Source organism: Paenibacillus sp. FSL L8-0435 (assembly GCF_037965655.1).
Classification (GTDB): Bacteria; Bacillota; Bacilli; order Paenibacillales; family Paenibacillaceae; genus Paenibacillus.
Map to the genome: position 1 here is coordinate 1,495,087 of NZ_CP150185.1, position 15,494 is coordinate 1,510,580.

Sequence of the window (15,494 nt, forward strand, 5' to 3'; positions counted from 1 at the left end):
CCATCTCAATCTGGTTTAATTATCTTTTAAGTCTTCTACAGAGTTGATATCCATATACGTTGGAACAACCAGACCCTGCTTGACTCCAGTCATACTGACAGCGATATCTTCGATCTTGTCTCCATATGTTTTCCAGTAGTCTCCATGTGTAAGCGGGAGCCATACGGCTGGAGAAGCATCGATATCACCTGCTGCCAAGCCTGCCCACATGGGTCCAGCTTCAACTTGTAGTGCTTTGACGGTGTAACCGAGATCTGTCTCCAGCACATACTTCATCAGGTTGGTACTCGCAATTTCAGAGTCCCATGCAACATAACCGAGACGCAAATTGTCACCTTTAACAGGGGTTAACCCTTTGGTCCACTCTTCAATTTGGTCCGGATGTTTTTCTGCATAAGTCTTGGCAGCTTCTTCAGGCGAAACGCCCTTTTGAATGTCTACCATGATTTCACTCATTTGATCCGCAGTCCAATTAAAACGAGAGAAGAACTCATAGGCAACGGGATGATCTTCTTTGATTCCCTTACGTCCAACCGTGTGAACTTCCTCTGCATCGCCGAAAATCAAGTCGGGGTCGTCCAGATACTTCAGATCATACTGATTGAACATCCAGTGTGGAGTCCAACCCGTAACGATGATTGGTTCTTCATTTTTATAAGCTTTGTCCAGCGATGCAGTCATCGCGGCTCCAGAGCCTTCAATCAGATTCCAGTTAGACAAATCATAATGCTTAATGGCGTTTGCAGTGGCCTTCATCAGACCTGCACCTGGATCAATACCAACAATCTGGTGATTAACCTCTTCGCCCACATTAGCACTTGCCGATGGAGTGGAAGAAGCGGCACCTGTCTCCAGATCTGCAATCGAATTGACTTCAGTCATGTAACTAGGAACCACGAGTCCTGTACGTACACCTGTCATATTGGCCCCCAGATCGTCTACCTGGTCTTTGTAACGTTCCCAGTAGTCAGCGTGTGTCAATGGCAGCCAAGCTGCTGGAGAGGCATCTACGTCGCCTGAGGCAACACCCGTCCACATTGGTCCGGCTTCGACTTGCAGAGCGTTAACTTTATAACCCAATTCGTTTTCCATCACATATTTCAGCAAGTTCGTACTTGCGATTTCGGAATCCCAAGCCACATAGCTTAGTTTGAATGCATCACCGTTCACTGGAGTCAGACCTTTGGTCCACTCAGCAATCTGATCGGCATGTTTCTCAGCATAAGCTTTAGCTGCTTCTTCTGCGGATGTGCCACCCTGGATAGCAGTCATCATTTCACCCATTTCATCCGAGGTCCATTGGAAACGGGACAGGAATTCAAACGCAACAGGGTGATCTTCTTTCAGACCTTTACGGGCGATGGTGTGAATTTCTTCAGCATCACCGAAAGATTTCTCAGGGTCTTCCAGATATTTTAGATCATATTTGTTGAACATCCAGTGTGGAGTCCAACCTGTAATAATGATTGGATCTTCATTTTTGATCGCTTTGTCCAGCGTGGCCGTCATGGCTGCACCAGAGCCTTCAATCAGAGTCCAGTCAGTCAATTTATAGTCTTCGATCGCTTTTGCAGCGGACTTCATGATACCAGCCCCTGGATCGATACCAATAATCTGATAGTTCACTTCTTGACCTACAGCATTGGCTGCTGAATTGTTGCCACCAGCGGAAGTTGTGCCACCAACGAAGTATTGTGAGAAACCAGCTACAAGCACAAGGAATGTTGCCGCAGCAGTGATCCATGCTTTTTGCTTTGATGTAATGCTTGAGTTCTTTTTGCGACCTGGCATAAAAACATTTTGTGTAAAACGGTCCAGAACAATCGCGAGTACAACAACGGCCAGACCGGCTTCAAAACCTTTACCGATTTGCAGTTGTGTTACGGCACGATAGACTTCCGCACCAATACCTTGTGCACCAATCATGGATGCAATAACAACCATGGACAGTGACAGCATGATGGTCTGATTAATACCGGACATCACGGTAGGCAAAGCGAGTGGAAGTTGTACTTTGAACAACTTTTGCATGGAAGTTGAGCCGAATGCATCAGCTGCTTCAACCAATTCGCCAGATACCTGTCTGATACCCAGGTGAGTCAGACGAATCGTTGGCGGAATCGCAAATATAACAGACGCGATAACACCTGGAACGACACCTAGACTAAAGAATGTAACCGCAGGCAGCAAGTAGACAAATGCAGGCATCGTCTGCATGAAGTCAAGCAGCGGTGTAATGATCCGCGCCGCAGTTTTACTGTATGCGAGCCAGATTCCGACAGGTACACCAAGCAGGATCGAAACCAATCCTGAAGTGATAACCAGACCGAGTGTGTCCATCGATTGGGACCAGTATCCCAAGTTATCTACGAGCAAGAACCCGATAACCGTAAATAGTGTCAGTGGGAGTCGTCCTACGAGGAACGCAAGAACACCCAATATGGCAATGAACAGGAGTGGATGGGGCAGCAAGAACAGCCCGGAGAAATATCCGACAACCGCTTGAATAACGGTGGAAATTACATTAAACAATCCGGAGAGCGAGGAGCTCATCCAGTCAACTATGGATTCAATCCACGACGCTAGTGGTATTTTGGGAATCATTCACAAGTTCCTCCTTTACTGCAACTTCACCGCTAAGTGCACCCAGCAGGGCACCGCGGACGATAACACCTTGCAGACGGCCATTCTCACCAACAACAGCGAGAGGCACATGGGCTGAACTTACAATTTCGAACAATTCATGAATCAGGGTCTCAGGCGACACAGTAGGCCCGTCCGTGATCAGAATGTCTTTTAATACTTTGTTTTCACGCATCGCACGAGAAGCGTCTTCTGCTGTAATGACACCAAGCAGCTTCTTCGAACGGTCAATGACAAACAGGTTGGAAACGCCACTTTCGCGCATTAATTCGAGGGCAACACGAGGTCCGCGGTCAAGCGTGATTGTTTCAGGGCGACGCATTACGTGAGATGCTGTAAGGACCTTGGACAGATCCACGTCTTCGACGAAGCGGGCCACATATGAGTTGGCCGGTTGAATCATGATTTCTTCCGGTGTACCGATCTGCACAACTGCGCCGTCTTTCATGAGGGCAATACGATCGCCGATGCGCAGCGCTTCGTCCAAGTCATGGGTAATGAAAATAATCGTCTTTTTCATTTTATCCTGAAGCTCGATCAACTCATCCTGCATATCACGACGAATCAATGGATCAAGTGCACTGAAAGCTTCATCCATCAGTAGTACTTCCGGGTCATTGGCAAGTGCACGCGCCAAGCCGACACGTTGCTGCATCCCGCCACTGAGTTCATCTGGCATTTTGTCTTCCCAGCCCTTAAGGCCAACCAGCTCAAGTGAGGTTTTTGCCTTCTCCCGGCGTACTTCCTTATCTACTTTTTGTATTTCCAATCCATACTCCACATTATCAAGAACGGTACGGTGCGGGAATAACGCAAACTTCTGGAAGACCATGCTAATCGTTTTCCGGCGCACTTCGCGCAATTGTTCTTTGTTCATCTTGCGTAGATCCTTACCATGGACCAGAATTTCTCCGGATGTTGGTTCAATCAGACGATTGAACATCCGAACCAGTGTGGATTTACCACTCCCGGACAGTCCCATAATAACGAAAATCTCGCCTTCCTTAATGTCCATGTTGACCCGGTTGACACCAACCGTTATCTGTTTTTCTTTGGCCAACTTTTCTTTACCCCAACCTTGCTCCAGTAATTGCAGACCTTGCTCGGTTTGGGGTCCAAACAATTTACTTACGTTTTTCACTTCAAGTATGGTCATGTTTTCACCCCTTCTGATGTGTTGTGCACTTCGAACGGCTTTCAGCATCCATAAGCCCATACACTTATGCGCCCAGCCACGAAATCCGGTAGTTGTTGCTTCGCTTCCCGTCTTTCTGGGTAACGAGTTTAATACTAACAATACTTAACCAGTATATCAACCGAATAAACAGTACATAATGTTTGTACAGTAAAAACTGTACAAAGTTTTTCGTCCAAATACTCCGTCATTCTCCTTATTCTGGCTAATAAGGCAGCTTTACATTTGACATTGCTTTTCCTACAATAGAAAATGAGCTGAATTGAAGCTGAATTTTTTGGTTAAAAGATAGTCATAGGCAATTGTAGCCTGGTAAAGTTCCCATTTTCATACATTGGGTGAATGAAAGCCCTCTGGCATATATGATGTCCGGCCGAGAGCTTTCCCATGTAAGCAGGACTTTTAAAGTGTTGCAATGATTTCGCCAAAGACTGTGGAATGTTCAGAATGGAGGTTGCAAGCATGGGCTTGGACCATTTACAAGAGGAACAGCAGGCAACCGTGCTGAAGATTCGTAAACGCGTCATTGAAGCTATTGGACGTAATATGGATCTTTACGGCGTTACGCTGTCAACGGGACACTTATATGGATTGCTATTTTTTGCAGACAAACCAATGACCCTTGACGATATGGGACGGGAAATGGAAATGAGCAAAACGAGTATGAGTACAGGTGTACGAACACTGCTGGATTTGAAAATGGTAAATAAAGTGTGGAGCAAGGGCTCCAGAAAAGACCTATATGAAGTCGAATATGACTGGCATCAGACGTTTACGGATTATTTTGCAATTAAGTGGAGAAAAGCCGTGGAGAGTAACCTTCAGGTTCTACGCAAATCAATTGATGAACTGAATCGATTAGTCGAAGATCTGGATGAAGAGGCGGATGCTGAACTTATCCACATCCTGATGGAAGACAAACACAAAGTTTTGCAAGCGGAAGCATATTACAAATGGTTGGATCGGTTAATTGATACCATGGAAGATGAAGAGATATACAAGTTGGTTCCGAAGGAAGAGATTAAGGAACATTCATAATTACATGCAAAGGGCCCTTTCCGTTATAGGAGAGGGCCCTTTGGTCTGTGCAATATCTTACTGATTTATAATGAAGGAACACGATGTAAAAGATAATCTTGCCCATCGTATCAACCTATGTTCACATCTAATGTCCGATCAGACCTGCCTGAGGAAAGACTACAGATTGCTGAGCAATCTGTTTCAGTTCGTTCAGAATCTGCAACCGGCCAGCCGGGGTCCAGCATAACCGTTGCCAGTTCGAAATATCGTGAACGTTACCATACAATACAGCAGGGGATCGATTCCATGAAGCCGTTTGTTTCATGCGTCGGAACAGCTTTTCATTGGCAGGCTGAAGCGAAGCACGATGGATCAACAGGTAATCTGTGTCCAGCACCGGGATACTATCCGCAACATACTCATTTCTGGAGCTTTCGGGAGATACAAGCTCAGCGGGCTGAAGTCCCAATTCAGCATACAACAAGTGATTTAATGGATGCTCGCCAGTCCCTTGTAAGCGAATGAACTGATTCGTAACCTCCATCAGAGCCAACCTGTTTTGTCCGAAATAGGGTTGCAGGTTCAGGCTTGCTTCAAGCTTGCGAAACGCAAGTTCTTTGAAATTCAGTAACGCTTGTTTCTCACGTCCGACCAGTTCGGCGATGCGAATATGGTTCTCTTTCCAGTCATCAGTGGACTCCAAGATGATGGTAGGTGCAATACTTTTCAGGCGATCGTAATAAGGCTTGTGGTAAAAGTCACCGATGATCAAGTCTGGCTTCGCCTGCCGAAGTTGGTCTAATTGTCTGGTTAATCGGCGTTCTTGTTCATATTCATCCGATTCTCGGTCAAACACACTTTGATCTTCCAGCACAGCTACCGGGCGCAGTCCAAGCGAGGCCAAGTTCTCATGGAATCCCATAATGGATGCCGTAGCTACGCGAAGTTGATCTCTTTTCATATATACGCTGGGAGCAATCCCCAAGGTTTGTTTGAATTTGCGGCTAAAATAATATTCATTGCCATACCCGACAGATACCGCGACGTCTTTGAGGACACAGGATTCCTCTGTCAGCTGTTTTTTTGCTTCGTTTATACGTAAACGATTCAGGTAATCGGTCGGTGACATGCCTTTGGCCTTCTTGAAACTGCGTGAATAAGAGCTGGGGGTGAGTCCAGCAATCTTGGCAAGCTGATCCATGCTGATTCCTTCACTCATGTAACGTCGCATATACATAATACTGCGTTCCAAGGCAGGGTCCACTTTCTCATGATTGGCTTCCAGCCGGTTCTCTGAGAGAAATTGCAACAGTTCATGCAGCTGGCTATGTATGCTGATAAAGTGATCCGGTTGCAGACCGCGATAGGTTTCATACAGTTGTTCCAAACGTAATACAGCCTGCTGCTCATGACGAACCAGCAACCTGCCTGTCTGCCAATCCAGCGGGAAGGCGGGTGAAGAGGTCATTTTCCATTCACCGCGCACTTGCTGCAAACAAACCGTATCCATGCTTAGTAATATACATTCGGTCATATTCGAGCGTGCAGCGGCCTCAATGGCTGTTCCTGGCTTCAGTACGAATAAGCTACCGGCTTGCGCCGTATAGACTGTATCATTCAGGACCAGAACACCGTCTCCTTGCAAAATAAGACAGAGCATGGGCCGTGACACCGTCTTGCCTTGCACACGGAAATTCTCCCCACGACGGACACGGCACATGGAGGAGAGGAGCGGTAGAGATGAGGTTTCAGCAATGAAGGGAAACTGTTCAGTCATACGGACCATCCTTTTGTCTTATTTTCTTAATGATAACAATTATCATTCTCATATGGAAGATGTTTTTGAAAAATAGTTTTCGACAACCAAAAAAGGACTACCAGGAGCCATGATGGCTGCAAGGTAATCCTTTTTGTTACGGACATGTCCGTTGTATGGGCTATACGCCTGAATCAACATATATGTTAGTACGGTGTCACCAATAGAATATTGTCGAGGAAAACGTCACTCATTACTTTTTTCCCTGTTCCACCCGTTTGCACGTGATACAAGCGATATTGATCTTTGGCATTGATGTAGAAGAGGCCCGCAACATCATCTCTGATATGGAATGCATCCCATTCGTCCCCGGTAAGTTTCGTTACCTTGAGAGCTGTATTAACCGAATAGAGTCCGTTGTTGCCAGAGATGTATGCAGCCGTAGATGTACCATTGGTCAACTGATTCGCCACATAAGTTACATTTGTCAGGTTCAGGTTGGCAGACTTGGTCACTTTGTTGCCCGAGACCGTTTTGGCATAAGCCTTTTTGTCTGCATCGATAAGGACAACTTTGTCTGTACCTAAGGCACTTACTTCACGAACGCTTTTGTTATGAAGCTGAAGTGTTTTGGCTGAAGTTGTTAACGCAAACGCTTTGCCTTTGGCATAATTGTAATCCTTATTGCTGTCGAGAACGATTCCTTTGTTATACACGTAAAGATTGTTTCCCCAACCACCGGAATATACAGCATTCACATCCAGTTTGGCTTTGGGATTAACCGAAGTTGCTTTGCCAGTGTTGTAGTTCACCTTATACATGACAACAGCATTGGTAGAATAGAAATCCTCGTAGGGGTCTGTATTTACCATCAGTTGCAGTTCGTTTTTGGATTGATTTGTAAAATAACGTCCTTCTACTGCACCTGCGGCAATCCGCTGCACAGCGCCAGAACCGTTGGACGTTTTGGACACAATCCACGTATTTCCATTAACCAACGCATTATAGTAGGCACGCCCTTTGGTTACCAGGAGGAATGGGAAGTCGGTATCAGCCTTGTCAGCAATCTTGGTGACAGCTGAAGCGTCACTATTGCCATTCGCGCGATAAATGGTACCTGTAGCATCCAGATAATAGATGAATCCGTTATCCGTATAATAGCTGAGTACATCCGTAGCAAATGTCTCTGCCGCATCGCTGGACCCGTCATTCGGAACCCGAAGCAGTGTTGTGGAAGAAGCAGTCTGCGTGTAGTAGAGATAAGAGCCTGCCGCGTGCAAGTCCACACCTTGAAAATCAATTAATACTTCTGTTGTATTGCTGCCATCCGCGGATACTTTGTACAAAACGCCGTCGGATTCATAATACACTGTGGATTGGCTAAGTGAAGCTGCCTGGGCTGAGGTTCCACCTCCCAATGTCACTGCTGCAATGAGTGTAAATAACAGCAATGTACAGATGGTGCGTTGTAAGTATGTATGCCTTGTTTTCATTCGTTCATCGTCCCCTTCGTTCTTCTATATGTATGTCGTTAATTCCTTATGTTATATCGGTAAACTATGGAAGATATGTTAGATCTCAAACATGAAAAAAAGAAGAGGATGAAATTGAATTTCACACCTGTCCAAACCTGAAATCGAATTGCGCATGATGCTGCCATTCCCCTCCCAAAGCGTTCTCCGCCTGACATGATCGTGATAACATTACACTCAACCAGAGCAGAGGCCAACTGACAATCCAACGACAGGAGCGAAAAGATATGATGAATATAGCAACGATTGGTACAGGGTCCATTGTGGATGCCATTTTATCTGCGATTAATGAACTGGATGATGTTACGTGTACAGCGATGTACTCCCGGAAGAGAGAGACAGCACAGGAGCTTGCGGTTAAGTATGGGGTCAGTACCATCTATACGGACCTGGAATCCCTATTTTCAGATACAAATGTAGATCTCGTATATATTGCTTCACCAAACAGCATGCATTACGAACAGGCCTATCAGGCACTTCAACATGGCAAACATGTTGTCTGCGAAAAACCGTTCACGTCCACGCTTCAGGAAGCAGAAACGCTGATTGCACTTGCAAAAGAAAAGAATCTGTTGCTGTTTGAAGCCATCTCCAACATTCATCTGCCCAATATTAAAGTCATACAGGGGCAACTACCAAAGCTTGGTCCGATCAGACTCATCCAGTGTAACTACAGTCAATACTCGCGCAAATACAATGATCTGCTTGCAGGGGAGACGCCGAACGTATTCAATCCACAATTCTCTGGTGGAGCGCTGATGGATATCAATATTTATAATCTGCATCTGGTCATGAATCTGTTTGGCAGTCCGAATGCCGTATCGTATACCGCGAACCAGCATGCAAACGGCATTGATACGTCAGGTGTTGTGGTTCTCCAATATGCGGAGTTTATTGCGGAATGTGTAGGTGCCAAAGACACAAACAGTATGAACTTTGTGCTCATTCAGGGTGAGAAAGGTTATCTTCAGGTTGTGGGAGGAGCAAACGGTTGCCGGGAGATCAAGCTTCAGATCGGGAACGAGCCTGCTGCGGCGTATAATGCCCAGAGCCAATCCAATTGGCTGTACTATGAGTGGGAAGCGTTCAGGGACATCCATGCAAATGGGGATTACAAAAGGTGTTACGAATTGCTCGAACACAGCCAGTCTGTGATGAGTGTACTTATGAGTGCGCGTAAGGATGCCGGGATCGTATTTGCAGCGGACCAACGTTAATCGTTAATACGTATCGCTAATGCTGCCCATGTATAACATGTCGAAAAGATAGAGTACCGAGACCATCGAAGACATTTTGGATAGCCTTAATTGTTCATTGTATCCGTAAGCCAGTAACGTTTCATCACAATGTCTGGACAGGGTTGAATGGTTGTTGCCCGTGACTGCGATGACTTTCATCTGTTTGTTGCTCAGCACTTTGGCAGCTTCAATCATGGATTGGTTCTCACCTGTGTGTGATATAACAAAAGACAGCGTCAGGTTATTGGGGTTCATCGTGTTCAAATAATGCATGTTGGGACTATTGTGAGCAATCGCAGATATGCCGAGTTCATTCCATTTGGCACAAGCCTGTTGAGCCAGATAATAATTCATATCACTGCCATAGACATCAATGCGTACGGATTCTTTGACCCAGTTCGCGATTCGTAACAAAACAGGAGCGTTTAACATCCGGCGTGTATCTTCCAGCGCCTGCTGGTACAGGTAAGGAACCGAGTCGATGGCAGCCAGCACGTTCCCTTGTTCTGCAATTGCATGATCCTGCGTCTGCAACCGGGAAGGTATCTGTTGATATTCAAGAGCAAGCTTGAGCTGAAAGTCTGGGTACCCCTTGGTACCCAGCTTTTTGCATAAGCGAACAATGGTGGATGAGCTTGTATAGGTCTGCTGAGCCAGTTCATGGGCTGTAGAATCAAATACAACTTCGGGATTGTTCAGGATATGGTTCACAATATGTTTCTCCTGTGCCGTCAATTGTGAAGCATATTTTAATTTTTGAAGTAGTTTGGATTCCATACAGTTGTTCCATTCCTCTCTAGAATCATCCCATAACATATATCTCCACATCATAACCCGCGTATATTTATTTCTCAATCTGTATAGCGGAGCGACAGTGTAAATCTGTTGAATTTCCTCGCTACACTCCACATCATTTAGATCTGACTTTCCGCCAGTTGTTGACGACTATTCCATAGCGTGACGAAACGAAGGAGAACCACACTAATCAGCATAAGCACTGCTCCAATCATGAGTAACATCCAAGGACCAATCAGCAGCATGCCACTGGCTTGACCAGCGACTAAGGCAATGAGGGGAAGGACAATTAATCCGCCGAGTTGATACGCTTCCTGGAACCCACGGACCTTGGCCGAGATCAAGACGTTCAATAAAATGACCATAAGACTACAAGCGGGAACAACCCACACCACAAGTATGATCCAGTTCAGATTGGGAAACATCAACGTTCCAAACATGGGGTACATCAGAATATTGGCAATGATTCCGTAGATCAGGAAAGTAACCCAGGATAATAGAATGGAAGGGATCAGGGTAGCTAGCACTTTGCCTTTAAAAAGAGTGCTCATACTGATCGGTGTGAATAACAACCCTTCCAGCGTCTTGCGTTCCTTCTCACCAGCGAAACTATTGGCCGTCAGAATGCTGGAGGCCATCACCGGAATGATGAGAAACAAGGGAGCGAACATATACATGGCCAAGTAATAGACAATACGATGATTATCTGTAGGCATGGAAGCAAGCTGAGGAATCTGTCCACTTTGGGTTAACGCATCCAATGATTCAAGCAGAAAGCTGATGTTGCCCAGTGAACGAAGTTCCATTCTGGAGGCCGCCCACAGGAGGGCAGAGGGCATAATGATTCCGATAATCAGTGGGACAATCAACATGGGCAACCAGAGCTGAACACTGGCGGTGACGGACCGGATATCTTTACGTACCAGTGCACGTATGGCTTGGCGGTTATTCATGGTGGTGTGCCTCCCTTATGGCAAAATAGATACTTTCCAGATCACTGCCCGTGATGCGGGCCTGATAGACTTGACCATGCTCCGTTAATTGCTTTAACAACAGTGGAATGTCCTCACGGGATCGAAGCTGAAACGTCGCTTTATGTGCGGAGATTATCTCAGGCGTAAAGTCGGTTGTCGTGTGCCATCCATCGGGCATGTCGGCTTCTACTTCGAGCTTCGGAGTGGACAGGTACCGGCTAACAATCTCCTGTTCCGTGCCTTCCTCAACGATACGCCCCTTTTCCATGAAAATATAATGATCACAGACGGCTGACAGCTGGGACAGCACATGGGATGAGACCAGAATAGTCATCTTTTCTTCCTTATTTAACTGACGGATAATGCGCAGCACCATCTGAATTCCATCCGGATCAAGGCCATTGGTGGGCTCATCCAGAAACAGGATGGAAGGACGGTGCAAGAGTACTCGTGCAAGGCCCAAGCGTTTCTTCATGCCTGTGCTATAGGTGCCGACTTTTCGATGCTGATAATCCTGCAACTCAAACAGAGTTACAAGCTCGTCGATTCGTTTCTTGGCATGCTTCAGGCCAAAAACATCTGCGAAGAAAGTCAGATTGTCACGCCCGCTCATATTTTCATATAATCCACTTTGTTCGGTAAGAGTGCCACACATGGCCAGTACTTTCTCCGCCTCACAAGCGGCGTCCAATCCGTTAATGGTTACCTGTCCACCGGAAGCGCCTAAGACCCCATTCATGATACGGATCAGTGTGGTTTTGCCCGAACCGTTGGGTCCAATCAACCCGGTGACACTGCCTTGTTTAACTGTGAAACTGACATCATGCAGTGCTTGATGCACCTTGAATTGCTTGGATATGTTACGTACTTCGATCATGCATATTCACCGTCCGATCTGAGTTTGGAGATTATACGTGCGGTAGGCTGATATCGTTCAAATGGACGACAAAAAAGATATTTTCCTCCTTCAATAGTCCCGAATGTAGGATGCACATTTACCCTGAAGTCTGCCTGAAATCGGGTCTCAGGTTTGTTTTCACTCTGCCTTGTAACATGTATCCTTATTTTAGGGTAGAACATCCGTTTCATTGCTATTCATAACGTGGTAATGAAAGATGAGGCCATACGTCTCATGAATGCCTGAAATATGCCTATAACGCCGGTCTTGGTTATCCAGGGCCGGCTTGACGTGATGTTTTGGCGTGCCTGTCACGGGGAACGTCTGTTTCTAACGATTACATAATGAATTCGTCTAACACATCCATATGAATACATCGTATGGGTACATATTGTGTTTGGACGTAGAGGAAGGTGAGTGAGTCATGACAGCATCCAATGAATATCGTTTTCAAGTGAATCTGAGTGGGATGATCCAGATTTTATCCAACCATCTATATAGCAGTCCTAAAGTGTTCTTGCGAGAACTGATGCAGAATGCGACGGATGCGATTACCGCACGAACGGAGGCGGAGTCAGGGTATCAGGGTGAAGTGCGTGTTGAACTGACGGGAACAGGTGAGCAATTGACCATGATGGTGGAGGACAACGGCATCGGCTTGACTGAAGCTGACATCCATGAATTCCTGGCCATGATTGGACAATCCTCGAAGAGGGGGCAGCAAGCTCTGCTGGATGGAGAGACGTCCTTTATCGGACGTTTTGGGATCGGGTTGTTATCCTGTTTCATGGTGAGTCATGAAATCGTCATGCTGACGCAATCCGCGAAGGGCGGCCCTTCGATGGAGTGGCGGGGCAAGCCGGATGGCACCTATACGATTCGACAGTTGGATACACAGCTGTCCCCGGGCACGAAAGTATATCTGCGCTGCACACCAGACGCGGCTCACTACTTTGAAGCAGATTATGTGAAAGAGGCCCTGTTCTATTATGGAGCGTTATTACCGTATCCGGTCACGCTGTATCATGACGGCGCGCAACATGTGGTGAATAGCGAGACACCGATCTGGCTGATGGACCCTGCACTCGCACGTTCACGCAGATCAGAGGTATTGGCATTTGGTGAACGTCTGCTTGGTGAGCAGTTCCAAGACTTCATTCCGTTGACGACAGCTTCAGGCCGTACCGGAGGTATTGCTTTTGTACTGCCACACGCGGTTAATCTGAATGCCAAGCGTTCTCACCGGGTTTACCTGAAGCGAATGCTGATTTCGGAGAAGGCTGAGAACATTTTGCCAGAGTGGGCTTTCTTCGTGAAATGTCTGATCTGGACAGATGAGCTTCAACCGACGGCATCACGGGAACATTTTTATGAAAATGAGAAGTTGGAGGAAGTTCGCTCCGAACTCGGAGACGCACTTCGCAAGGGACTGGCCGATATGGCTGAGAGCCAGACGGAACGGCTGCAGAAGCTGATTCGCCTGCATGCTCTGTCCATGAAGGCACTGGCTGTACAGGATCAAGCATTCTACGCGATGATTCATCGCTGGCTGCCTTTTGAGAGTACGAGGGGGCACCGTGAACTTGGTGAGCTGATCGATGAAGGAGAGACATTGTATTTCACGTCCTCTGTTGATGAGTACCGTCAGATTCATCATGTAGCTTCCGCACAATCGATGCTGGTAATTAACGGTGGTTATATCTATGACAGCGATTTGATGGCGACACTGCCGATGACCGTGCAAAACGTGCACACGGAGCGGTTACAGTCGGATCAGGTTTCGATGAGTTTCACCGATGTGCCACCCGCTGAGCGTAATCAGTATTATGATGCGTTGCGACTGGCCGATTCTGCCTTACAGCGCTTCCGTTGTCGAGCTGAGGTGAAAGGGTTTAAGCCATCGGATCTGCCGGTGTTGTTCACGTTGTCTCAGGAATCCTCAACACTTCGTGCGCTTGAAAAAGCAAGCGAGGAGAGCACGGAATTGTTCTCGTCTGTTCTGGGTTCATTGTCTTCTGGCATGAGTTCAGCAGGGTACTCAACCTTGTATTTGAACGTGAGTAATCCAATCATTCAGCGGGTACTGACATCACCGGATGATCAGATGACACCGATTGCCATCGAAATGTTATACGTCAATGCGCTGATGATGGGGCATTATGCCATGAGCAAGCAGGAGCTTGAAGTGTTAAATCAGGGCATTGTTCGTTTTATTGATTGGGGTTTGCGTGCAAATACGGACCGTAAGGGGGATGCTTGATGAAGACAGAGATGGATTTTGAAGAACTGATGGACGAGGCCTATGGCTTGCCCAATGGTCCGGCGAAGCTCGGTATGCTGGAGGAAGCAGCAAGAGTTGCTGATGTGAACGGCATGGAGGAAGAGGCATACGAAGCAAGATCGGAGATTGTGGAGACAGCAACATTTTGCGGTTATCCGATGAAAGCACTGATCGCTTTTTCCTGGCAGCTGGGCAAGTTCGACCAACAGCCCGAAGAATATGATGAAGAAACGTTAATGTGGTCGTACAAATGGATATTGGGCAAGATGCCCGACTTCCCGGAAATATCACGCGAGAAGATCCTGGAGCTGTTGGAGGATTTCGGACGGCGTTTCAAGTCCTACGGTTACAGCGAACGCTCTTACTGGTATTATCGGTTCCGGATCTTTATGGATTTTGGGGAGCTGGAGGAAGCGGGACGCAGTTATGATCGATTCAGAACGATGGATCGTGACTTCATGAGTGACTGCGAAGCCTGTGAGCAGGATGAGATTATGCGTTATTTCTTGTTAAAAGGAGACGATGAGAAGGTGTTGGAGGTGGCACAGCCTATCCTGAAAGGGCGTATGAGCTGTGCAGAGATTCCGCATCTGACTTTGTCTGAAATTTTGATGCCGTTATATCGGTTGGGACGGACTGCGGAAGCAGATAAACATCAGACCAAGGGATATCGCATGATTAAAGGCCAGAACGATTTTGTGCAGAGTTTTGCGGAGCAGATGGATTATCTCACACGTATGAATCCGGAAAAAGGCATTGATGTGCTGGAGGAAACACTGGTGTTCGCTGCCGATCATGAAGATCCTTACGCCAAAATGTTTTTCTATGCCAGAGCAGCATCGTTGCTTCGCCGCTGGGTGGAAGAATCTCCAGAATACCGATTGCGTCTGCCAGCGTCCTTCCTGTATGAAGGTGACCCAGGCGACCTGCTCAAGCTGGCCGATTACTTTGCGGAGTATGCTCAGACCGCTGCAGCCAAGTTTGATCAGCGCAACGGGAACCACCATGTATCTTCGTTGATCGAATAGAGACGGATATAACTGAGTAACAGATCGCTATAATAAGTTATGAAAAGTAACGAAACAGGCTTGTTCGAGAAGGATCGTACCCTTCTGAACAAGCCTGTTTTTTCTTGCATCATAAGCATAATCAATCTAATCGG

The 15,494-nt window shown here is 46.7% G+C and carries 11 protein-coding genes; 4 read left to right on the top strand and 7 right to left on the bottom strand.

The genetic code is table 11. The features are described 5' to 3' along the window. Positions 1-15: 15 nt before the first annotated feature. Together NST33_RS06660 and NST33_RS06665 are read right to left on the bottom strand one after the other, a co-directional pair. Positions 16-2,604, bottom strand: a complete 2,589-nt coding sequence (locus tag NST33_RS06660; protein WP_221819155.1) for a glycine betaine ABC transporter substrate-binding protein — start codon at positions 2,602-2,604, stop codon at positions 16-18. Beyond that, positions 2,570-3,799, bottom strand: coding sequence for a glycine betaine/L-proline ABC transporter ATP-binding protein (locus tag NST33_RS06665; RefSeq protein ID WP_105597692.1), 1,230 nt, complete (start codon positions 3,797-3,799; stop codon positions 2,570-2,572). The genes NST33_RS06660 and NST33_RS06665 overlap by 35 nt, the downstream gene beginning before the upstream one ends. Positions 3,800-4,300: 501 nt before the next feature. Here NST33_RS06665 and NST33_RS06670 point away from each other — a divergent pair. After that, positions 4,301-4,876: a GbsR/MarR family transcriptional regulator gene (locus NST33_RS06670; protein ID WP_221819156.1), complete on the top strand. Its 576-nt coding sequence runs from the start codon at positions 4,301-4,303 to the stop codon at positions 4,874-4,876. 127 nt (positions 4,877-5,003) lie between these two features. Here NST33_RS06670 and NST33_RS06675 read toward each other — a convergent pair whose 3' ends face one another. Then, positions 5,004-6,635 carry a helix-turn-helix domain-containing protein gene (locus NST33_RS06675; RefSeq protein WP_221819157.1) on the bottom strand — a complete coding sequence of 544 codons (1,632 nt, stop codon included), beginning with the start codon at positions 6,633-6,635 and terminating at the stop codon, positions 5,004-5,006. A 185-nt stretch (positions 6,636-6,820) separates the two neighbouring features. Beyond that, entirely contained in the window at positions 6,821-8,107 is a 1,287-nt protein-coding gene (locus NST33_RS06680) for a DUF5050 domain-containing protein (protein ID WP_221819158.1), read from the bottom strand. Between the two features lie 269 nt (positions 8,108-8,376). Between NST33_RS06680 and NST33_RS06685 the strand changes: the two genes are divergently transcribed. Further along, complete coding sequence (locus tag NST33_RS06685; RefSeq protein WP_339308626.1) at positions 8,377-9,363, top strand: Gfo/Idh/MocA family oxidoreductase; 987 nt, start codon at positions 8,377-8,379, stop codon at positions 9,361-9,363. Between the two features lie 3 nt (positions 9,364-9,366). On the opposite strand, the gene NST33_RS06690 is transcribed toward NST33_RS06685, so the two are convergent. The 3 genes from NST33_RS06690 to NST33_RS06700 form a co-directional block, all read right to left on the bottom strand. Beyond that, on the bottom strand, positions 9,367-10,161 hold the full coding sequence (locus tag NST33_RS06690; protein ID WP_260632583.1) for a MurR/RpiR family transcriptional regulator: 795 nt from the start codon (positions 10,159-10,161) through the stop codon (positions 9,367-9,369). Between the two features lie 137 nt (positions 10,162-10,298). Next, complete coding sequence (locus NST33_RS06695; protein ID WP_339307285.1) at positions 10,299-11,132, bottom strand: ABC transporter permease subunit; 834 nt, start codon at positions 11,130-11,132, stop codon at positions 10,299-10,301. Continuing rightward, on the bottom strand, positions 11,125-12,030 hold the full coding sequence (locus tag NST33_RS06700; RefSeq protein WP_339307287.1) for an ABC transporter ATP-binding protein: 906 nt from the start codon (positions 12,028-12,030) through the stop codon (positions 11,125-11,127). The genes NST33_RS06695 and NST33_RS06700 overlap by 8 nt, the downstream gene beginning before the upstream one ends. A 445-nt stretch (positions 12,031-12,475) precedes the next feature. Here NST33_RS06700 and NST33_RS06705 point away from each other — a divergent pair, with 445 nt between their 5' ends. After that, entirely contained in the window at positions 12,476-14,311 is a 1,836-nt protein-coding gene (locus NST33_RS06705) for an HSP90 family protein (RefSeq protein ID WP_339307289.1), read from the top strand. Then, positions 14,311-15,360 (top strand): hypothetical protein, encoded by a 1,050-nt coding sequence (locus NST33_RS06710; RefSeq protein WP_339307291.1) that lies wholly within the window; start codon positions 14,311-14,313, stop codon positions 15,358-15,360. Before NST33_RS06705 ends, NST33_RS06710 begins: the two co-directional genes overlap by 1 nt. The last annotated feature ends 134 nt before the right edge of the window (positions 15,361-15,494 follow it).

Excerpts from the sequence above, each read along its gene's own strand:
- NST33_RS06660 (WP_221819155.1), bottom strand. The coding sequence starts at position 2,604 with ATGATTCCCAAAATACCACTAGCGTCGTGGATTGAATCCATAGTTGAC.
- NST33_RS06665 (WP_105597692.1), bottom strand. The coding sequence starts at position 3,799 with ATGACCATACTTGAAGTGAAAAACGTAAGTAAATTGTTTGGACCCCAA.
- NST33_RS06670 (WP_221819156.1), top strand. The coding sequence starts at position 4,301 with ATGGGCTTGGACCATTTACAAGAGGAACAGCAGGCAACCGTGCTGAAG.
- NST33_RS06675 (WP_221819157.1), bottom strand. The coding sequence starts at position 6,635 with ATGACTGAACAGTTTCCCTTCATTGCTGAAACCTCATCTCTACCGCTC.
- NST33_RS06680 (WP_221819158.1), bottom strand. The coding sequence starts at position 8,107 with ATGAAAACAAGGCATACATACTTACAACGCACCATCTGTACATTGCTG.
- NST33_RS06685 (WP_339308626.1), top strand. The coding sequence starts at position 8,377 with ATGAATATAGCAACGATTGGTACAGGGTCCATTGTGGATGCCATTTTA.
- NST33_RS06690 (WP_260632583.1), bottom strand. The coding sequence starts at position 10,161 with ATGGAATCCAAACTACTTCAAAAATTAAAATATGCTTCACAATTGACG.
- NST33_RS06695 (WP_339307285.1), bottom strand. The coding sequence starts at position 11,132 with ATGAATAACCGCCAAGCCATACGTGCACTGGTACGTAAAGATATCCGG.
- NST33_RS06700 (WP_339307287.1), bottom strand. The coding sequence starts at position 12,030 with ATGATCGAAGTACGTAACATATCCAAGCAATTCAAGGTGCATCAAGCA.
- NST33_RS06705 (WP_339307289.1), top strand. The coding sequence starts at position 12,476 with ATGACAGCATCCAATGAATATCGTTTTCAAGTGAATCTGAGTGGGATG.
- NST33_RS06710 (WP_339307291.1), top strand. The coding sequence starts at position 14,311 with ATGAAGACAGAGATGGATTTTGAAGAACTGATGGACGAGGCCTATGGC.